The 21,471-nt window shown below is 52.1% G+C and carries 15 protein-coding genes; 4 read left to right on the top strand and 11 right to left on the bottom strand.

Annotated elements, in window-relative coordinates:
- Positions 1 to 16 precede the first annotated feature (16 nt).
- From DVK01_RS21705 to DVK01_RS19260, 4 genes are all read right to left on the bottom strand, one after another.
- The gene (locus tag DVK01_RS21705; protein ID WP_147435196.1) at positions 17 to 1,363 is read right to left on the bottom strand and encodes a hypothetical protein; all 1,347 of its coding nucleotides are present in this window, start codon (positions 1,361 to 1,363) and stop codon (positions 17 to 19) included.
- A gap of 135 nt (positions 1,364 to 1,498) precedes the next feature.
- Positions 1,499 to 1,681, bottom strand: a complete 183-nt coding sequence (locus DVK01_RS19275) for a hypothetical protein (RefSeq protein WP_121538321.1) — start codon at positions 1,679 to 1,681, stop codon at positions 1,499 to 1,501.
- 563 nt (positions 1,682 to 2,244) lie between these two features.
- Entirely contained in the window at positions 2,245 to 2,796 is a 552-nt protein-coding gene (locus DVK01_RS19270; RefSeq protein WP_121538319.1) for a hypothetical protein, read from the bottom strand.
- Positions 2,797 to 3,708: 912 nt separating this feature from the next.
- Positions 3,709 to 4,068, bottom strand: coding sequence for a hypothetical protein (locus tag DVK01_RS19260; protein ID WP_121538315.1), 360 nt, complete (start codon positions 4,066 to 4,068; stop codon positions 3,709 to 3,711).
- Positions 4,069 to 4,648: 580 nt separating this feature from the next.
- Between DVK01_RS19260 and DVK01_RS19255 the strand changes: the two genes are divergently transcribed.
- Positions 4,649 to 5,176, top strand: a complete 528-nt coding sequence (locus tag DVK01_RS19255; RefSeq protein WP_147435195.1) for a hypothetical protein — start codon at positions 4,649 to 4,651, stop codon at positions 5,174 to 5,176.
- Between the two features lie 113 nt (positions 5,177 to 5,289).
- On the opposite strand, the gene DVK01_RS21700 is transcribed toward DVK01_RS19255, so the two are convergent.
- From DVK01_RS21700 to DVK01_RS19235, 3 genes are all read right to left on the bottom strand, one after another.
- Positions 5,290 to 6,654 (bottom strand): hypothetical protein, encoded by a 1,365-nt coding sequence (locus DVK01_RS21700; protein WP_147435194.1) that lies wholly within the window; start codon positions 6,652 to 6,654, stop codon positions 5,290 to 5,292.
- Positions 6,654 to 10,019 (bottom strand): Eco57I restriction-modification methylase domain-containing protein, encoded by a 3,366-nt coding sequence (locus DVK01_RS21695; RefSeq protein WP_147435193.1) that lies wholly within the window; start codon positions 10,017 to 10,019, stop codon positions 6,654 to 6,656. The genes DVK01_RS21700 and DVK01_RS21695 overlap by 1 nt, the downstream gene beginning before the upstream one ends.
- 123 nt (positions 10,020 to 10,142) lie before the next feature.
- Complete coding sequence (locus DVK01_RS19235; protein ID WP_158598784.1) at positions 10,143 to 12,449, bottom strand: VWA domain-containing protein; 2,307 nt, start codon at positions 12,447 to 12,449, stop codon at positions 10,143 to 10,145.
- Between the two features lie 361 nt (positions 12,450 to 12,810).
- Here DVK01_RS19235 and DVK01_RS21690 point away from each other — a divergent pair, with 361 nt between their 5' ends.
- Complete coding sequence (locus tag DVK01_RS21690; RefSeq protein WP_147435192.1) at positions 12,811 to 13,143, top strand: hypothetical protein; 333 nt, start codon at positions 12,811 to 12,813, stop codon at positions 13,141 to 13,143.
- Positions 13,144 to 13,209: 66 nt separating this feature from the next.
- Here DVK01_RS21690 and DVK01_RS19225 read toward each other — a convergent pair whose 3' ends face one another.
- Together DVK01_RS19225 and DVK01_RS19220 are read right to left on the bottom strand one after the other, a co-directional pair.
- The gene (locus DVK01_RS19225; RefSeq protein WP_121538303.1) at positions 13,210 to 14,823 is read right to left on the bottom strand and encodes an AAA family ATPase; all 1,614 of its coding nucleotides are present in this window, start codon (positions 14,821 to 14,823) and stop codon (positions 13,210 to 13,212) included.
- 174 nt (positions 14,824 to 14,997) lie between these two features.
- The gene (locus DVK01_RS19220; RefSeq protein ID WP_121538301.1) at positions 14,998 to 16,065 is read right to left on the bottom strand and encodes a hypothetical protein; all 1,068 of its coding nucleotides are present in this window, start codon (positions 16,063 to 16,065) and stop codon (positions 14,998 to 15,000) included.
- Positions 16,066 to 16,425: 360 nt separating this feature from the next.
- Here DVK01_RS19220 and DVK01_RS19215 point away from each other — a divergent pair, with 360 nt between their 5' ends.
- Positions 16,426 to 17,787 carry a helix-turn-helix domain-containing protein gene (locus DVK01_RS19215; RefSeq protein WP_158598783.1) on the top strand — a complete coding sequence of 454 codons (1,362 nt, stop codon included), beginning with the start codon at positions 16,426 to 16,428 and terminating at the stop codon, positions 17,785 to 17,787.
- A gap of 69 nt (positions 17,788 to 17,856) precedes the next feature.
- Here the strand turns inward: DVK01_RS19215 and DVK01_RS19210 are convergent, their stop codons facing one another.
- Both DVK01_RS19210 and DVK01_RS19205 read right to left on the bottom strand, forming a co-directional pair.
- A complete protein-coding gene (locus DVK01_RS19210; protein ID WP_121538297.1) occupies positions 17,857 to 19,083 on the bottom strand; it encodes an RNA-guided endonuclease TnpB family protein in 1,227 nt (408 codons plus the stop codon).
- A gap of 90 nt (positions 19,084 to 19,173) precedes the next feature.
- Complete coding sequence (locus DVK01_RS19205) at positions 19,174 to 20,571, bottom strand: hypothetical protein (RefSeq protein WP_121538295.1); 1,398 nt, start codon at positions 20,569 to 20,571, stop codon at positions 19,174 to 19,176.
- Positions 20,572 to 20,928: 357 nt separating this feature from the next.
- Between DVK01_RS19205 and DVK01_RS21925 the strand changes: the two genes are divergently transcribed.
- A complete protein-coding gene (locus tag DVK01_RS21925) occupies positions 20,929 to 21,087 on the top strand; it encodes a hypothetical protein (protein WP_158598782.1) in 159 nt (52 codons plus the stop codon).
- The last annotated feature ends 384 nt before the right edge of the window (positions 21,088 to 21,471 follow it).

Raw genomic sequence — 21,471 nt, 5'->3', positions numbered from 1 at the left:
TTATCAGAGGTTCGTCTCACTCCGATACTGCGTGGCGATATTCTCTTTCGAAGTCATGGAAATCAGTTTCTACCAACTCAGGGAAAACCGTGCTGGCCAATTTGTTTTGCATGAAGATTGCGCCAAGAGTGCCCGCGACTGTTGAAACATCTCCGCTCCCGATTAGGGCTTCTGCTGCTTCACAGACAGCAAGCGCTGAGGCAGCGTTCGCTATCCCTCCCATAGAACGTAGATCAGTTGAGAAAATGCTCCGCGCACGACGAAATCTATCCTGTTCAGTGCCGTGTTCTTCTTCAAGTGCATTTTGTAGCTCGATTCGGAACTCCTCTTCTGTCTCCCAGAGGCCATGAGTACTGCTGCGCCCGGTTTCAGTGCTTCCAAGAGTCGTGATTACTTCGCACAATTTTCTGCGAAGGTCACGGGTCACTCGCTTTTCTCGAAGTTCCAAGACTGTTTCTGGGGGTAGATTAGCCACAGCCCTGTCGATATCGCTTGAGATCTCAAAGAAGGTTTTCAAACCCAGAAGGTCCCAGTTCTCTGTGTACCTAGGACGAAGAACGGTCGTTGATTCAGTGTTTCTATCTTGGGAGTTGCCACTCCACTCGACGACTTCATGGAACCGTTCATCGTCTTGTTCACGGACCCTAACCAGTTTGTCAAAGTGAGACCCCCGGAGGTTGAAATCCCAAGGGTGAAATGTGGCTACTGCTCGGTGTCCTGCAGCCCCGGTAAGATGATAGCTTATATCAGACTGATACTTCAATAAGTCCCGTACTGGTCCAGGAGCTCGTTCGGCGACGAACTTCCGCGAGGAGTGATTAGTCTCCTGAATGGCCTTTCGCAACTCACGTGGATTTGTATGTTTCGAGATTTCTGCATATAGTGTTGACTTAGGGTCAGCGAGTTCGGTTTCAAGATCGCCACTGTAGATGTCACGCATCGATTTGATATCTCGAATAATGCGCTTTTTACTCCCTTTGAGCGCACTAACTCGGTTGTATAGAGAATCTTCGTCAGTTTTGTATTCTCTGTTCGAAGTCCACATGGGTCCGTATTGACGTGGTTTTCGGAGTTTCCGGTCAATCATATCCTCCCAGCCGTCGTGAGATGCACTTGTTGTAGGTACGACTACTCCTTTTTCTAGTAGAGGCTTGTTTCGTTGTAGGACCTTGTAAGTCAAGTCAGATTTTAGCGCGTGGGTCCCTCCGATTAATACGGTATCCCCAAGAAGAGCGTGTGCCTTCAGACGACGTTCCAATAGATCCGGAGTTACGTGTCCATATGCTTGGATATCGGGATCTGCTTCTATTAATTGCACCCGGTTAGTATTTTGTTCCAAGCTTGATACTGGAACGTCTTCCATACACATATGTTGGAAATACTCAGTTTTAACCCTTGGGCCCGTAGACGGTTCAAACCTGAGTCTGAGTAACTTTAGCGGAATTCACTGAACTCGCCAACGAAGAACTGGACGACGAGGAGATCTCCGAGTAAGAGGCTACAGTTGACTCGCTGGTCCGTATTCCTCGGACAACGCGTCTTTGAGATCGAAGTCATCTCCCTCTGAGAGCTCTTCGATGACATCGTACACGAACTGGAGAGCCTGTACCTCTGCATCCAGATGAGCGAGTTCCTCCTCTCTGCGCTGGATTTTCGAGAGGAGATGTGATTTGAATCGCACCTCGGAGCCCCTGGATACGGGTTCAGGCCGTCCAACATCACTTCGCTGTGGTAGGCGTCCATCTGGACGCGGAATATGACCGGCCTCTAATTCTAACTCGACTCGCCTGACGTGCTTGCAGGGGCTCGGAGAAGACGGGTTTTCACCATCGGGACAGTTGCATTGTCTGTCCAGAAGGTCTACCTCGTAGCTCGCGCCTGATTCGGATTGGACCTCATAGAGGCCACCCTGGCGAAGCAGTGCTACGTCCATGTTCTCTTCGCGAGCCCGCCGATCACGGCCATCAACTATCGGCCCCTGTTCGTCTTCTTGGATTGAGGATGAGTCTGTGACTGCCATGTGGAGAGGAGTGGAAGAACGAGTGCGACCGTTCGCTCCTCCACGCTCTTCAGAGAGATAAAATTCAGAGCTGGGATATCGACAACAGCAGCAACGGTAGCAGTATTAATAACGTTAGAAACGCTGGGGGTGGCCAATCCGTTATGAGATTAGAAACGTTAGAAACGAAGCCTAACACCGAACCCGGGACTGCATGTTGACTGCCCAATACCTGGGTTCTGAGGCTACTTGGGCTCAGCGAGCAACTTCTCACGAGCAGCGTTGATATTCGACCGAACTGCATCTCCGGTCACATCTCGGATTTCGGCCCACTGGGCGACAGTGTACCGCTCTGCTTCCTCGACAACGACCCAGTCGACAGCCTCGTGAAGCGAGAGTTCCCCGGCGATCAGTTCCGTGACTCGTTCGAGGAAGTCCTGGTCGTCCCAAGCGAGATCGACTTCTTCGAACCGGTGGTTCTCAGGGTCGTATGAGGCGACCATCTGGATGGCACCGTTCTGTTCGAGTTCTGCTCGAACGTGAGCAGGCAGGGAATCCAGTGCAGTCTGTGGTAACGGGTAGGCTGGAACGTCGTGGAGCGAGGCAACGTCGAAAGGTGTGAGACTGCGGTGTGACTCGTCTCCGAATTTCATCAGGTAGCTCGTTTCCGCGGAAAGCTGAGTCCGCCCCTCGAGCAGTAGATCTGCGAGTTCGGGATACTCGCCTCGATCGACTGAGCCGGTCTTGAAGATTGTGACGAAGTCGCGACCACTGCCAGTTCCTGGTTGAGTTGCCATCGAAATCCTCCGTTGTATGACTCAGATTCGTCGGGGACGAATATCAGTCTGCCCACAGTCTCAGTCTTCAGTCTCTGACTCTATTTCCAACTCACGTAGCGCCGCTGCTCGCTTTGCGAGCATTCTGAGAACCCAGCGTCGTCTTCCATGCTGATTCTCGTAAGCCACGTACTGCTGGACAGTTGGGATATCGTGCATGCAAGCGATTCCACCTCGTATCAGCCTTTGCTGGTTGGTCTCCAGAAGTTTCTCTGGAGGTAACGCTTCCGCGATCTGCGTGGGTGCCAGCTGTCTCATTGGCCTCTCTCGTGGAGGTAGTGACACCGACTGGTCCGGAAAGGAACTCCTCCGCAACGGGTTACCCCACGAATTGCATTCTGGTGACTTCGTGGGGTAACCTCGGTAGCGCGTAGTAAGAGAATGAGCGACGGCCTCATACAGGCTATTCTCCTTCACCGTCCGTAGTGGACGAGCCGAAAAGCGGTTGCATGGCGGCTAGGCGTCCGTCTAGCGTACGCTGATCACGGCTTGTCGCTGCGAAAAGAGCCGCCTGATTACCCTCGGTGACGTCGCTACTGCTCTCAATTGGTCTCTCATCGACGAAGCCTCGGCAGCGAGGTATATCGATACGACTTGGTCGAGACGGTGCGAGTTCGATTCCGTGATCTGAGAGGGTTGATTCGACCGGGCTCTCGTCGACGGCGATTCCACCGTTACCGAACACTGCCTGCCGAGAGACTGTTCGCTTCAGTGTCGACCGCCTGTCCGCTCGAACTGATTCGTTCTGAGTTTCTTCTTCGGTTGCCATGACTTTGTGGAGAAGCCAGATCCTGTCCGACTCCTCCACTCTGTTTGGATCGATAAACCAGCGCAGATCCGAGCCTTGATCCGGTCATTTGGTCTCCAGTCGAATCAGAATTCCTGGCGGGTATAGGCACCACCACGAGGTCCATCGCCTCGTATGAATTGTCCCTCGAGATGGACCTCCAGCGCGTCAGGACGTCCACCGTCGAAGCCGCCTGTGACTGAGAACGGTGCGAGCCACGGACCTCGTCCAGCTTTGTTCTCATTCGTGCGGCAAGCATCGTTCGCGACGGGTTCGAGATAGATCTCTCCCACCCGGCCGTTCACGAAGACGTGTTTCAGGCCGAATGAATCGCACTCCCACTCGAGATGGGCATTTCCTTCGACAGTGAATTGATCGCCAGCTACTGTCAGTGCTAATACGTCGTCCTCGACCTGGAGGTAATCACGAATCAACTCCGAGCCCATGTGTACAGTGACGTCGGCCAACCGGAGATCATCCTCGGGATTGTCTATCCAGGGATGCTCATTCGTTGCCGGACTATCGACGGGCCCATCAACAAGGTCACCCCCAAGAGTTGTGTCCGGTGAACCAGATGCATCACCGCTCTCCGACTCGGACTGAGGTCTTCCCCCATCATCTCCTGAGCTAGCTGTCTCGTCTCTCCCTAGCTCTTGATTCGAGGACGCACCCGTCTCTCGGTCAGTGGATGGATCCTGCTCAGACGGGTTGATGAAATTGAGACAGCCGGAGAGAGCCGATAGTACAGTGACTGTGCCAGCCGAGAGAACTCGACGCCGACGCCAACTGCCTATCTGATGAGAGGAGGGCGGACGAGATTCGTCATCTTGAGACCGACTATCGAGGACTGGCATAGCGATAATCGAAGGAAGGGACGTTAGCGGACAGGAAATAGCTTCAGTAGTTGCGGGATACGCAACTGTGCGGTACTTCTACCGACAGTGATCGTAATTTTTAGATACCAACCAGCACTGCAGTACAACTTTCCAGTTCAATTTAATATATTATGAGGCTCAGGACGATATTATGAGTGAATACGCGGAAGCAGTCCAGCGACTCCGGAGTGTAATCACGTTTCTAGAAAGAAATTCAATAAAGGTCCCCAGAACCGAGTTTACATCGACTATTGGAGAATGGCTGGTAATGGATCAACTTCTTCAGCAGGGGTATTCACCAACCTTGCAATCCGGCCAGTATGACGTAGATATTCTCCTCAAGAGCGGAGATAGAGTTGAAGTAAAGGCAGCCACTTGGGACTCTGACTTCGGTGGAGTATACAGGTTTGATCGAATCAAGCCAGAGAAACTTGATCACCTCGTCTGCGTCACTCTTCTAGATGACTACTCAGAGGCGGAGTATTTCGTATTTTCAGACGACATCAATTCGCTGCCCCCTAGGAATCAAACTGCGTTCAACGACCCAGAGAGGGTCGACAACCAACGACTTGTGCGGATATTAGATAATCCCGAAGATAACGATAGACAGGATATGAAGGATATCAACGATAGGCTTGAGGAATTTCATAACGCATGGCATAACCTTCCGCCTGTATAGTAGTCCCCTCATTTTAGCAGTCGGGTATGATGGATCTCGCAAGGACCTTAGCGTGCAACTGTAACTAGAGAGAACTCATATCAGAGGCTAAACAATGGCATAAGATGTTCCGGTTAGAACTGTTTCAATTGTTCAACATCAGTGAACGACGCTCGGTCCTTACGCCACCGCTGGGCACCATTTAGTTCCTCCAGTGATCCTTTCGATTGATCGATATTCTCTTGATAATCTTCTCGGCTTTGTTGTAAGCTATCGCCATTATCGAGACCGTGATTCAGTACTCCACGTATCTCAGGTCTGGTATATTCCTTTTGGAGGTCAAGGAGTTCATCAAGGGATCGATACAACATTTGCCGAAGTAGAAGTACATCTCGCTCATAAACAGGCGACTCAATCCCGCTATGCACGATATCGTTTCGCTTCCTAGCTAAGTCCTCGATGACATATTGCAAGATTGCAATGGGGAGATAATCATGTACGAGTGGGAGACACCGTTCAAGAGCGTTTTTTGAACTGTCACTTCGGTCGTGGAATGTAATCTCTTCAAGACCACGCCAAAAGTAGAGGAACGCACTCTCATTGTGAGCTGCTGTCAGACCAGCATGAAGTGCTCGAAACCCGCGACTCAGTTCTTTATTACAGGGACCAGTATCACCGGCTAGTGGAAACCGACGAATTCGTTCAAAATCGGTTTTGAAACCTCGTGGAAGGCGGAAGCCAGTTCTCTCTAGCTCTCTATTCGGTGTTCTAAATGAGTCATACTCTCCATCCTGACAAATCAAAAATATTTTTGGCCGATTGATGACATTTTGACGGGTGCGATCAGCGGATCGTAATCCATCCATCGAAGTTTCCTCTAGCACCCAATCAAAGGCTGTGAAATTGAGTTTCCCGAGTATAATATCAAGATCTGCTTGGAGTGATGAGTAAGCCACTGTCGACTCTCGCGACTCTATCTCGAAGAGATAGAACGTATGCTCACGTTGAGATAGCTGTGTCTCTGTACCATTTTGCAGAAGATCTGGAACATCCTTGGTGGCCGCTTGCTGGGTTACCGCCGTTTGGGCGTCTTCAATAACGCTCTCCCAGTCGTCAGACTCAATTTTTCGAATAGTGGTTTCGTTTGCTTCGATTGTCGCTGGTGGTGACTCATTTCGCCCACTCCGCATGTTAAGTGGGAAATATATTTTATATAGAGATTCCTCACCAGCGTTCGATAATTTACCAAACTCCCGCTCGAAAGCAGTGAAGACATCTGACTCTCCTTGCGCGCGGCTAAGGGCTTGATCGACAAGACCAGCAATATGACCTTCCTTGAGATCGGTCGGCTTTCCGTTGGACTGTTTTTGTGCACAGATTCGTCGAACAAGGAGGGCGTATTCGTCGGTCCCCGTACTAACTACTGGTTCGTCGTCTGATGGTAGTAACTCAATTGCACGTGTCACATATTCTGATAACCCCGGCTCGTCGTCTGCCATTAGAATTCACCCCGCTGCTGGCTGAATACACGGACGACACGCTCAAAATACGATTCATCGAGAACTCGGGGAGAGCGAACTCTAGGAAGAGAATCGAGTATGGACCAGACAACGTCTCGATCTTCGAACCCGTATGCAAGAAACACCGCTGCATCTATCTCTGCTTGAGCTGCCGCCCGTTTTTCGACGTCTCGAATCGGGTCGACGTTCAATTCTTTTTGAAGTGGATTAAAGCAGTCTCCGTAACAGGTTAGTCGCGCTGCGAGCGTCCATATAGTTTCACCTAGGTCACTGACTGGCGAGAGATGGGGTGCCTGTGATTCTTTTACTAAATAGTCTGATAGATGTGTCTTGATTTTCGATCGCATCAAATAGTCGAATGGCGTGCTATTGAGGATGCCAAGAAGGCAAAATATCTCTTGAGGGGTGTAGCGCTGTTCGAAGAGATTATCCGGTGTATGTGTGGTGTTTGCTGGATCGGTAGTTTTCCATCTGAATGGATGTATCGTGTGAATTGTGTTTACAGTGAGGACATCCGGAGGAATGACAGTTGCAATAACGGCGCGTTCGTTAGATGGTCCAGCGATGTCACGGTATGCAATTCGGTACTCATCATAAGGCATCGGAACTTCAGAACGCTGTATTGTTTCACCGTTCTCGAAGTGTAGGCCATGGTCATCAATTTCAATTGGGCGGTTTCCTGTTAGATTCCGCAGTTCACGCTCCCGGATGACGTGTTTGGCACTTTGGTCGCCGGAAGATTCATCAAGGCCCCAGTAGCTCGGCGGAGCAACATCATAATAGGTGGAGTCATGCGTGTACTGGTAGATATTTCGGCCACGGTAGATTGGGTAGTCGCCTGGCTCATCAAAGAGGGTATTTGCTTGGCGCGTTTGATGGATGCCTCGCGTGGGCGCGATCTGCCAGCCCTCTTTATCATCCAAATGATTGTGGTCTACAAGCGTCTCAAGCGCTCTTACATCGTCTTCATTTTCAACGGGAGGGAAGGCAAGAATAGAGCGTGAATACGAATCGAGAAGACCTCGGGTAAGAACTGGAAGCTCCGTGTCGGTCCTGCTAAGTGCATCCAGTGATGTTTGGCGGAACTGAGCGTGTAGCTCATTTGTTGGCCCAGTATTTTGGAATTCGAGGATACCAAACTCGTATCGACGGTCAAAATCTTCGAAGATTCCATGATTTTCGAAGCCCAGAATCCGATGGAGACTGGTCTCTTCCAGTATTTTTCGCCGGAGTATTTCATGCTTAGACCCTTGGAACAGGACCCCTGGCGCTAAAATAGAGACCATCGCCTGTGGAGCAGCAATCTCCATTGCACGTTCGACGAACAGTTCGCTCAGATTTGGATCTGCGTGAGCTGCGGTCTGATAGTGCTCAGTTAGGTACGCACACTGAATTTCGAAAAGCTCACTGTTCGATGATTCATGTTCTTCGTAGTTAGCTCGACGTTCGCTGGGGCCACTCTTCGATGACGATTTTCGTTTCTGGCCTTTCAGAGTGTTCCAAGGCGGATTGGTGATGACGGCATCAAACCCACCATCAAGCATGATATTGGGGAATTCAACTATCCAATGAAATGGTGAAAGTTCACTAATGGTATGCTCAACTTGAGAGTCCGCTGTGACTCTTCCTTCAAGACTCTCTAACCCTTCAAACTGAGTCAATGTGAGTTGGCGACTCAGTAATTCAGTCTGTTCAAAAATATTTTCCTTCAAATCTGAAATATCGTCTCGTGACGATTGGCGATATTCCTGAATCAGATTCCGATAATTATTGGTAATCTGTTCGAAATCTTCGAGTGATTGTTGACCCTTGACAGTATTCGGATGGGGTCGTTGACTGATCCCGATCAGACTGTTGCCGGTGAAGAAATTACGTTCCGTATGATATTCGAGTGCTTGCAGCATCTCAATTCGGCCGCCACGTGGATTCTTGAACGCCGAAAGGAGAAGGCGAAACCGTGTCAACTCGATCGCTTCTGGATTCAGATCTACTCCGTACAAATTGTGTTGTGCTGCTAGAAGCCGGGTCTGGGAACTATCCGAATCTGAACGCTCCATTAATGGCGTATTTTCAAGCAGATTTCTCTGATCAGTATTTAGATGCTCTAGGCACTCTGTGTAAATGTCTGCAAGAAATTCTTGCGCCTTACTTATGAACGAGCCGCTCCCAACCGCAGGATCGACCACCCGAAAATTTGGGAGCACCTCGTTCCAAAGACAATCTATTGCGTCTAACCTTGGCTCCCCTGAGGATGTACTTGTGTCTGTCCCAAACACCGCGCTTAGTGACTCAAAGTCAGCATCAAACTCTTCATTTAGGTCATGTAGTAGCGATTTCCTTATCGTTCGTGTGACCAGAGAATCCTGAAGCTGGTCTGGTGTATGATACGCCGCTGTATGCTGCTTATTAATATAACGTTCCAGCGCATGCCCTATCACCCGTGGCGTCACTTTTGTCGTATGCTGAATATCATACGGCCCGCCAAGTTCCCAATCAAAGTCTCGTAGCAGCCCAACAATATTCCATAGTAACTCGTTGGCATTGGACTCTGAAGAAGGCGGAGCAACCCGATTGTCTGCTTCGGCCTGCGTTTTCTGGAACAAGAAACTTTGTAGATACGGATCTAGGTCTCTCGCCACATCATTGGACGGCTCCCCTGCGAAGAGCGGCGCGTAGATTTCCTCGTAGGCATGTGTTCCCTTCAAACTCGCCTGCCCTTGTTGCTTTTCTAAAAATGAGTCAGGCAACACCTCTGCTTCTTGTAGAAGATAGAGGTATAAGAATCGATTAACCAGACGCTGCGCGTATCGCTGCCGAGCTTCAGAATCGACATCTGGGTCTGCTTGAATGGCCTCCACGACGGTTTTCACCATCTCCTCATAGCGGGTCGTAACCCTTTCAATAAGCGCCTCATCATCAAAGAGAGTTGGCAGCGAGCTCGAATCATAACCATCGATTTGATTCAAACGTTCTACTACTCTGCGTACTTCACTCGTCTCTGGTTTGATGTCTGCTCTATTAAAGCCAAAATGAACCATTAGTGGCTTTCCAAGCCCGGTCTCAGTTGGATGTCGGGCGTATAAATCAAATTGCGTCCAGTCTCGAGCCACTGCAATCACGAGCTCGTGTCGGTCTGTGAATTGATCTAATGATAACGCGACTTCGGGTGATTCACCCTCCGGTACGGTCGTCAGCAATACCGAGGATCCAGTCTTAAACACCAGTTCGATCTCGTCGTCTGATTGTTCGCATTTTTCGAGCCCGCGGCCGATGAGTGAGTCTGCAATAGCACTGAGAGAATTCCAAGAGCGAACATCCGCAGCGGAGATCTGTTGCGTAACCACGATACTCTAACCCTCATCCTCCACTGGTATCAAATTTCGGCCAGCATCTCTGGGACCAGTTTTCCCGCGCAAAAATTTCCATGACCGAAGTTAATTGAAATACTCGATTGGTTTCTCACCAAACTATAACCCGATGAGAAGGCTGGCGAACTGATCGAGTCGATCGTTTAGCTGGTCCCCATCGTAGATCGTCGCTTCCCGTTCGTAGTATGTGGCGAGTTCTGAGGCATCTGTCGATAGATTCCCTGCCTGAGTGTCAGTAGCGATTGTGAGAGAACAGATTGGGGCTGGGGATGCTCGGATTTGTTCGATGACGTCGTCGACGCTACTGGGCTCTCCGTCGGTGACGGCCACGATAAGCGGTTCATCGCGATGGTCCTCGACGAGCTGACTTGCGAGTTCGAGCGCGTCTGCCAACGGCGTGCCCCCGCCACAGTCCGTGTTCAGTAGCGTCGCCTGGATGTGTCGCGTCTCGACTGAGAACGGCTTAACGAGCCGGGCATGGCTGTCGATGAAATCGACTATCGCGACATCGATCCCCAGCCCTTCGGCGGCGACGGCGAACCGCGCTAGTGCCTTCGTCGCAACCTCGATCTTCGGAGGCTCGCCGTTCCGCATCGAGCCAGACCGGTCGAGAACCAACACCAGTGCGTATCGTTTCTCGCGCCCCGGCGTGTCGACCTTGCAGACCCGGGGGTCACCGATCAGAAGCCGATGTCCCGCAGTAGTATCGTATCCGCCGGCGGTCAAGCCTCGCCGGACACCACGCTGTCGGTCGAGACGGAGCTGTTTCTCGAGCGTGCCAGCAACCTGGACAGCGCCGTCTTCGATGTCAGTCCACACGCCTGGTGGTGCGAGGTCGTCAGCGATTGGGACGATCTCCAGTTCGTCGAGCTGCCCTGGTCCTCCTGCGTTGCCGCCGGCTGTTTGGTCGTCCGAACCATCTCGGGCTAGCCGGTGGGCAAGATCTTCCAGCTCCCGCTCCAAGGCATCGGTGTCAATACCTTCTCGATCTGCTTCGTCGTGAGCTGCCGCTCGATCCGCTTCGAGTGCCCCTCTGTAGGTGTCTGCCTCGTCAGCAGGATATCGATCGAGTACCTCAGCGTGCGCTGGGCCGGAGTCGACTGTTGAGTCTACCTGCTCGTCGGGTGAGGGACTCGTGATCGGTGGCTCTTGTCCGTCATGATCCTGCTCTAGGCTCTCGTGAGAGTTGGTTGTCTCTCCCGCTTCGTGGTCGTTATTAGAAGCGCCGAAGTCTCCAATGGTCGACTGACGTCCGTTAATAGAAATGTCATCCCTGTTCTCCTCCGTTGAGGTCGGTCCACTCTGCGGGGAATCGAGGTGTGTTCCAGGTTGTTCAATAGAGCGAGCAAGTGCCCGCGCTCTAGAGTCTGAGGACTCTGGGGTCTGCGACGGTTGGTCTTCATCACTGTCGGTCGAACCTAGTGTCTCGTCGGAATCGGGTACTGACGTACCAGCGTCGGGGGAATCTGGCGTGATCGAGGGCTGGCTGAGGACGTCTTGGAATGGATCGTCGGTTGCACTCCGTTCGAGTTGCGGCTGCCCGTTATGCACTCCGCCAGCCTCCTCGTCGATTGGCTGTTCTGAATCAGAGTTAGAATCTGCTGTTTCGGGTGATTCTGAGTTCGATGAAGGGTCGGAGTCTACATCAGATTCCCCAGAGTCGTCCTGATCTGGCGACTGTGCTGATGCTTCGGAGTGCGTCTCTAGGAGGGGCAGGATTGCCGACTGCCACGTCTCAACGACCAACTGTGCTCGTCGTACTGATGCCGTCTTGTCGTGGCTGTGGGTGACATCGTCGGGTTCTGTGCCCCGGATTGCGAGAGCATCTTTCGCTAACGTCTGGAGTGCCTCCTGAACAGCGTCAAATCCCGACGCATCCGCCTCCGACGCAAAGAGTATACGCTCATCATCTTCGTCGAGGAGTACCTCTGTGATACCCGTCGGATAGATTGCCCACTCGTAGAGGGCGCTCGTCACTGCATCCCAGAATGAGAATCGGACTTGCTCGCCGTCCGGGATATCATCGGGGACTTGCGAGTGGATTCGGCGAGTGAGTTCGAGACGTATCTCGGCGTTGTCGCTGAAGTTTGCTCCCTCGATTGCTTCCTGTTCGATGGCACCGTCCTCGATGATATTGATGAGGTCGTGTACCTGTCGGTGATGATTGGGCTCGATCTCGGATTCGAGAAGTTCTGCAATGGGACCGATAGCCGTCTTGAGAATATGAAGCAGTTCGTGAAAGGCGAGACCGAATTGGTGGGCGTGATCAGCTGTCAGCTGATCGTTCACCGGGATTCGGTCGATCGATGCTGGGTCAGTCGTCACTAAGATGAGGAACTCAGCGTCGACGCTTTCGAGCAATTGTGCGGCCTGCTGCCGCTCGAATTCAGTTGCGTCACTGGCCACGAGCGCATCAAGATTGGCGGGAAGGACCGCAGCGGTTTCGACAGCCGGCGTGAGAACGACTTCGACATCGATTCCCGGTGGCAGATGCCCACATATGAATGCACGAAGTCGCTCTGTTCGTCCAGATGACGTTCGAACCTGAGCAGCTACGTCAGGGACGAGTCTCTGTGCATTAGGCCCGGTGGACGAAGTGATGTTGAACATTGTGAAACACAAGAAGCTCGTAGCTTCCTCGTTCATTTACGGGAGATAAACTTCTCTATAGAGCGTTACCCCACGAGCGGGTAGAGTCTAAACCGTGGGGTAAATCCCCAGAGTGCTTAACACTACTACCAACCGAACACGAATGCAGGTGGTGTAGATGGACTACGTAAAGGGAGAAGACGTCACCAATAACGAGCATCTCGCAGAGGCCATTGATATGACCAGAGAAGGCAGTGCTCCAGCCGATGGAACAACCGGCTACGATGAACCGGGAAGCGCTGGTCCTGATTTCACACTTCGCGATTCGTGCTTCCATGTCGCTATTGAGGAGCTCGAAAAGATCAGTACAGCTCCAGAAGATAGTCAAGAAGAGATAGATCAAGTGTTGCGCATGCTTCGAGAAGCGAGGGGTGCCGATAATCGCCGCCGAGCTCAAGTCATGGCTGAGGCTCATGAAATTCTACAGAACGTGTGGGTTCCTCCAGAGTAGCGCTCTGGTATTCCATTCAAGACTGACGATAGACGACGACCACGATGGCTCAGTTTTCGGAAATAATCACAGATAGTCGTTCAGCGTTTCGTAGGTGTCCTCCGGATACTGATTCGGCTCGGCAACCGCCCACACCTCGTTCTTGACCGCCGCCTTCGGTGAAGCACCGTCTTCAATGTGCTCACAGAGAATCGTCAGATTCCGAGTCGAGAGAGTTGGCCAGTTCTCGTTTTGCCGGGTCTGATGAGCGAACTGAACAATTTTCCTGAGCGTCCCACGGTCCACGACTTCGCGACTGGCATTCACCTGCGAGTCCAGCGTCGCGACCTCCTCGTCAACGTCTTGGATGTAGGGTTGTTCCAGCGCTCGGAACCGGCCACGAGTGGCCGAGTTCATCGGCTCAGAATCACGGTACTCCCGGGTCGGTGGATTCATCGTGATCACGATCCGCGCCGACGGATGGGGTTCGACCAATTCGCCGTGGGCCTTTACGAGGAGTTTCCCCTCGTTGAGCAGACGATGGAGCGACATCGCCGCCCCGGCTCGCATCACAGGGAACTCGTTGAGTACCAGCACCGATCCGTTCAGCAGCGCTTGCTTTGCGGGACCGTTACGAGGTACGATCAGTCCGTCCTCAGTGGGAGTAAGCGGTCCGAAGAGGTCCTCCGTATGGGTTGTTTCGTCACAGTCTACCGAGACGTAGCCGCGATTCGTCCGGTGACACAGGTACTTGACCAGATAGTTCTTCCCGGAGCCTCGAGGGCCAACAATCCGAACTGGAACCAGCCCACGAGCGAGTTTCTTCGCGAGCAGCTCGTCAAGCGGAAGTTGAAGCCGTGGTTCGGTCGGAACTGCTGGCGGGACGACGTCGCCTGCCGCGTCGACTGGGAGGGCGTCATCACCGGCGTCAGGATGTGTCGCTGCCTTCGGTACGTCAGGGTGGTCAGGGTTATCGAGGATGTGGAGACCCGTTGGGACAGGGTCCTGTGCATTCCGCCCGATATCGGACACGTACTGTGCGTCGACGGCATCAGGGGACAACCCATCTGTGCGGTAACGTGGTTCCCCAACGGGTTCGTTGGCAGTTGTAATGTCGAGGACTCGAGCGACACCGTGCCTCCCCGTTTCATCGAGTCGTCGGGAGTACCGAGCGTCGGCAGCTCGCGAAAGCCACACACCCACCGGAACGTGTCGGTGAGCGGCTTGAATAATCGCCTCTGCTCGGCTCTCTGTTAGCGTGCCAGTCAGATTCGCAATATCATCGACTTCGGCGTCGACTAGCTCGGTAAACGTCGTGTAGCCTGTGTCTCTGAGTGCAGTCGCAATACTCTCCGTGACGACATCGAGAACTTCGAAATCGTCACCCCCAGACGTGCCAGCGGGACCACCGAATGCTTCCGTAATCACGGGAGGTTCTGGCCCCTGTGGAGAGACGCCGATAATTGTCGTGCTCCCGCCAGCTCCCCGGTCGAGCGTGAACGTTCCATCCGCTGCTCCGGTATCAAGGAGATCAGCGGCCTCTTGCTCACCGATATCGGCGTAATCGCAGACTCGAAGCGTAACGCGTTCGACCGGGATCGTCCCACCTTCGCGCTTGAGGAGGCGCTGCACTAGGTGAGAGAGAACTTGTTGGTTGTCCGGACGGTCATTGCAGTCGTCTGTCTGAGGATTTGATGGCATACTATTAATCGAGTCGAGACACGCGAGTATTCCACTCACAAGCCTCTAACAGTCTATTTGTCATCGATAAACTGGAGGTGAACTACAAAATCAAAGTTCTATGGTCAAATACCGAGATACACTCATACAGGGGATAATGAGCGGAATAATAATCGATGAGTACAGTTATTCCGGCTATCCTTCTCCTTTCATCACTTCCTGAATCACATCGCTGTATTCGCTGTCAGGGGGATCACCGAAGTAATTCAAAACGGTCAATACCATTTTCTGGCTGATCCAACCACCACGGTTCGTCAACAAGTACAGTGTGAACGGGGCAGTAATGATAATCCCTCCTCCGCCAATCAAATCAGCGTTGGACAGGCTTCCGAACGTGACGAGGATGCACAGCAGCAGTTCCATTGGCATCTTCCGTAGTTCCCGGGAAATCTCCCTACGCAACCCGAATCGGGTGTGGAGCATAGAAAACGAGTAGTACACCCCGAACACGAGAAGGATCATACCCAGTGTTTCCACTGCTTCTACCGAGGTCAATACTTCAAACAGAACTACTGAGACTATTAGAAGAGCGACGGACATCGCGGTGTGAAACCCGACCACTATGATCTTCCCGAAATCCCGACGGTCCTTAATTTCCCTACGCAATTTATCATGTTCACTTGACGTGATCTCACCCTCTCGTTGTTTCCTCATCAACTTCCTTGATTCCTCAAAGTCAATCGAACTCTCAACGTCGAACTCATAGTTACCGCTTTCTGACTTACGTTCGAGAAACAGCCCTATCCGAGCAATTAAACCAACCGCACCCTCCTCCTCAGCCTTCTCCCTGAATGTCGCCCGACGCTGCTCATCATAACGAAACGCAGGATGATTGAACAACACGAACAGGAACATTGCAGATACCGCCCCTCCGACCAGAACAAGGTACGGCTCTAAATTGGACCCGAAGCCAGTTGTCACCGATTTCAACGAGTCGAATGCGAGATGTGAAGCGATCGACACAGATACGACGAACATAGCAGTCCCAGTCCATCGTGCAGTACGGGACTCATCCAGATTTTCATCAGAGACAACGAGATGATACCGGACAAACAACGACCCAAAGAGGGCCGAGAAGACACCGGTGTTGATGGCCAATGGTAGGGAGAAGAATACGTTGTACAGGCCATATACAGCAGTGAAGAAAAAGACTTCATAGCCGATCCGCTCTTTTGCGGACAGTTTCGATCCGGCCTTACTCATCAAACAGTAATCAAAACATCATGCACCAAGGATTTACTGGTTACCACTCTATCAACACTTTCTACCTAACTGACAGAGGTGTCGTAATCGCTCTAATTAGCGGCTGCTAAATCGGCGAAGCGTTTTCTGACCTACCATTCCAGAAAAAGTGCGGGTGTCTGTGACATCGGAGTCCGGCGAATCCTCAGTGAACCCACCGTCACAGAAAGAACCTGACCACGCGGTGATGGTCCTAAAGGAGCTGCCGGAAAAGCCGAGTACCAACACACTGGCATAGTAACCGATGACAGACGTTCCAGATCGATGAATCCCTTCCGATCAGGCGAGATTTTTCAATACTGGGCGACATTTCCTCCCTCAATGGTTGAAGTTCACAACGACGAACTATCAGAACTACTGTCGCAATCAGAAAGCTCAGAACTAGATTTCAAATCTGGTGAATTACTGACCAACCCAGTCCACAATAACCGGAAGAAAATAGCACAAAACCTTGTTGGATTTGCCAACCGAAACGGGGGAAAACTCGTTATCGGCGTGGACGACAGCACGCGAGAACCTGAAGGAGCAGACATCGAAGAAGAAGGAGCTACCGGGATAATATCAGAAATTTCTCGAGACGACTGCAGTCCTACAGTCCGCTTTTCCCATCAATTTTACAGCTCAGAAAGCGGTGATGTCTCAGAAGGGTCAGTGTTCGTACTGGAGATCGAACCAGGAGACGATATACCACACGCCCGTGTAGACCGCTCCGGAGCCGAAATAACAAGACGTGAATACCGATTCAGAGCAGGAGACGAAACCCGGCTGGTCTCTGACCAAGAGCTCCAAATCCTGTTCACTGAAGGAGACCTAGACACTGATATCTCCGAGAGGTTCTCCACGTTCAGAGTGAACACTAAAAAGCACATAGACGCCTACCCAGAGAGTCTTCGGCAGCCAGAAGGTGTGAGAGAGTCTTTCAGGATACTTCAGAATATGAGCTCTGAGGAACACGACCACTTACTCAGCCTTCCAACAAAAGGCAACCTCCACAAAACTGTTGCAATATATGGCTTCCTCCTCCAGTTCGCCAACAGGTTCTCCGATTCCTGGCTTATCGATGTAGAAACATACCCTGGTAAGAGGAGGTGGAAATTCGACGACAGCGTCGAAATCGATGTGCTTGAACTCGATGACATCGACGGCTCTACAGAAAATACTCCATTCGCTGAGATCTCACACGATCCTCGGAATATTATGGATCACTTCGTCCACAACGGCTTCGCAGTGCCCTCTGGGACAGAGATTTCCATCACTCACACCACAATTGACTCTACAATCCTTATTGAGAAACCGGAGGTATTCGAGTTCGAAATTAAGTTCATTGTCAGCAACTACGGCCCTCATCCTCCTACGGGGCACCCTGTCAATCTTCAAAACCCGTCACAGGTCGAATCCGCCGATATACGTATCCAATTCGATGCAGTGTTCGGTTTCCCAGATAAGCGGGACCCAGACTACGAAAAACACCGTCAATACGCAGAGTCAATCGTACAGATGCTCAGAGAAGAATGGGATGCAGAACACTTCTTCGAGCAGTTACCAGATCGGAAGCTGTACGAAATTGAATCCAAAGTCGACGAAATACGGGCTCGGCTAAGTCCTCTTCCTGATCCAAGAATGCAGGAGGCTATGAGAGGACTTCATGAAGAAGATCAGTCCGAAGATTCTGAGACCGAGTGAACATCTATTCAATAACTTAAATTCGGAGTCCCATCGCCCGCTTTCGGGCTGGTGAATGGCCCCAAGAAGTCAGCACTTGAAGCTTCCCGTTTCCACGACGCGCTTTGCAGACACCGAATGAGTGTCCGTAGGGAGTGCAGTCTCCACAGGCGTTGATTCGGGCCATCCCAGCCCTAGTTCGGTAAATCCTCTCTGTAAGATGTTCAATGAAGCGTTTGCATCACGGTCACATTGAAACCCACATGCTGGGCAGGAGTGCTCGCGTACCCAAAGGGGCTTTTTTGTTTCCACACTACACGACGCGCACTCTTTGGTCGTGCCTCTGGCTTCGACCTGGACGATATACGTCCCGTACAATTCTCCCTTGTATTCGAGTAAGGTGATGAACTGCCGCCAGGCCACATCTTGCTTGTTCTTTGCGTTCCCATCGCTCTGAAGCATCCCCGAAACATCAAGATCTTCGACGAACACAGCGTCGTACTCTCGGACAAGCCATGTCGTGAGTTTGTGCTGGTAATCAATCACTTTCCGACGAATTTTTCGCTTGATTTTCGCGACCTTCTGTCGTTGTTTCTCGTAGTTGTACGAGCCTTTTCGTTTCCGTGAGAGTTTCTGTTGTTCACGCCGAAGTCGTGAATACTCGTTCTCGAGGTTGAGCCAACCCACCGCTTTGCCATCTGAGGTGTGGATATAGTTGAGGATGCCGAGGTCGATACCGACACTATTGCTCGTGCTGAGGGAGTCTAGGTCTTGTTTCTCTGGAAACTCACTATCGTCGATCTCAAGTCCGAAAGAAACGAACCAGTCTCCAGTTGTCTCTTTCTTGACCGTGACCTCCTTAATCAACGCCATATCTGGAATTTTACGGTGGTATCGAATTTGGATGTTTCCGAGTTTGGAGAGCCAGAGAGTAGCATTTCGGCCACTCGTGTTTTTGAGTTCGAAGCCGGACTGCGAATACGTCATACTCTGGAACTCCCGTGGCGATTTCCAATTGAGTTTCCCGACCTGGATTCCTTTTTCCTTTCTAGATTTGAGGTTAGAGAGGTTCTGATAGAATCGCTTAACGGTTCGTTGAAGCGCCTTCGAATGAACTTCTCTGAATACAGGGAATTCGTGTTTCCAGTCGGTGAGACGGTCGTGATGCTTGTAGGCCGATCCAATATTTTCGGCCTCTATGTGGGTGTACTCATAGCGTGTGTAGTTGTACGCTTGGCGATGAATGTCGATGTGATTTTCCAGTCTCTCCGCTATCTCTTGTGTTGGGAGCGCAAAATAGCGGTGACTGTACTTCATCGCTTTCCTCTGGTTAAGCGTATGTCTTCTTAGTGGTTTGTATTACTGAGTGTTAGCTACTCTCGATAGTCTCGTGTAAATTCCCAGCTCTCAGGACGAGCCTTCGATGTCGTCGAGGCGGTGCTGAACCCGGTCGTGGAGTCGTTGGGCGGCCCCGTCAGTGAGATTCGCTTCAGTATCTACCTCGATGCCAGGAATATCGATGACGTCTTCGAGCGCGTCGCTGAGCGTCTGCTGACTGGCTGGCAGAACACGTTCCTCGGGTTCGTCGATTTGCCGGTCGTGTTCCTTCATCGCCAGTTGAATCATCATCGCCGGTTTTCGAAGCAGTTCGCCAGCGACCTCGAGGTACTCCTGGTGGGTATTCGATGCCCAGGAGCCTTCGTATTCGTCGAGGAGTGCGATCAACAGAGAGAGCTGGAGGTTGTAAACGGTTGGTCGCGACGATGGAGACGCCAGCGTCGTGGCCCGGTCAGCAGCGGCCTCGGCATATCTGTTGGCGACGCCCCAGTAGCGGTAGCAGGTAGCCGCATCAAACGGAAGCTCGCCGAAGTCGTAGGCGATGGCCCGTGTTCTACGTATCGCCAGATCGACCTTCACCAGGCGGTTGGCGATGTCGTCGTAGATCGCCTTCCACCACTCGTTGATCGGAACTCTGTCGTTCGCCCGTTCGTGGTCGGCGTCGGTGGCCCGACCGTAGTGACGGCGAGTGTACCGCTTGCCCGTGTCGGGGACGATAGTCCCGGTCTTGGGGAAGTAGAGGATCGGTTTCGCCCACAGCGTCTGTGTCCCCCGGAAATCGTAGCCGGTCTCGAATCCCCCATAGACGACGAGATCTGATTCGGTTGTCCCAGAGACGCTGGTGACGCCGTCGATATCCTCCTCTATCTCAGGTTCTTCACTTGCCGTGACGGTGTGTTCGAGACCGGGACAGACGACGAACATCTTGAGGAGACCACCCCAGTCGCGGTAGCTTGCCCAGCCGAACGCGCCGGTTTCTCCTCGTTGCTGGAGTGCTCCCACGATTGGGAGGTACGCCTCTTGTGGATTGATGATGGAGTAGCGATCAGAGGCGATCTGCCAGCGGAACTTGACATCGAACCCGAGTGCGCACAGCGCTTTGCGTCGTTCGTCGACGATATCCTGGTGATCGCGAACACGAACCAACGGGTCGGACGACGCGTCCGTGGCAATCTCTGAGAGTGACTGACCGGTCGCCGTCTCCAGCGTATCGATATCCAGACCCTCGACGTTGCGGAGAGCTTCGATGTCGATGGTCCCGTCGACACCGACGAACTCGTTTGTGGCCCAGAGTTCACCCGAACTCGCTTGAGGGAGGACGCTGAGAACGTCTTTCAGCGACTGTGGATCCGGATCCAGACACCTCGTTTCCGGTGAAACAGCGTCTGGATACACTGCGTCGTCTGCCGGTGTCAACCCTGCAAACGCGTGCGTTGCTTCCTGGTCCAGGAGGTCGAGGACCGACATGGATGCAGTAACTGATTGGTGGTTATCCTCGCCCGAACGGGAATTCGACGTGGAGTTCTCTCGCTCGCGGCTCGCTTCTGACTGTGTATGTGTGGACATGGCGAATCAGATGGGAAACAGTCGAGTCCAGCTGTAGTGGACACTCGACGAGTCTTCCCCTCAATCCATTGAGGAGGGTAAAATGGGGCGGCGCTGTCTCATCCAGCACTTCCCCGGAGCGGATGCCGATGAGTCTCCTGTCGCGCCTGTTTGCTCTTCATCATCGCTGGCATGCGCGTCATTCAGCGTAACTCAGATTGAGCTGAGATAGCGCAGAGTGGCAAGCTGGCGAAAGCTATATTCGTGTAGGTCCCAGATTTGGATATAGATAGAATGGTGCTGGAAGACATCCCTTCGATTGAGGAGCTGGCAGAGATTACTGGCCAGACCGAAGAGCAGCTCCAGAAAGATCGGGAAGCATCTACCCGGATGGCCCGGTCGAGTTCTGAGGAGCCTCGGCACCACGCAGACGACTAAATCCTTCTTCAATGAGCGGCTCTGGGTCTACAAACACTATTGACCAACTACTGGGTCATACAGATGGACCCTCGTCAGAAATCACAGACAGAGACTTGGTCCGTGCGCGGTCCTCAGCGTACATCGTCCACGGGAATTTCCGTGACTTGGCCGAGATGTGTGATGACATCGCGACCACAGGGCTGGTGAAAACCTCGAAAGAAGCCGACAAAACTGATGTGGAAAATGAGGTGTATCGGAGAGTCCATAATTATGTCTCATCTCTCTATTCGTACAATGAACACATTCGAGAGATTCTCAATAGACGTCTTGGCCAACACATAGGGAAGCGATATTTTCTGCCGGGAAAAGACAACAGGGCAGCTCCAGACTATACCAAACGGG

Origin of the sequence: Haloarcula sp. Atlit-120R (genome assembly GCF_003665885.1) — an archaeon.
Classification (GTDB): Archaea; Halobacteriota; Halobacteria; order Halobacteriales; family Haloarculaceae; genus Haloarcula; species Haloarcula taiwanensis.
The sequence above is the reverse complement of the archived record's forward strand: the minus strand, read 5'-3'. Positions and strand labels throughout refer to the sequence as shown.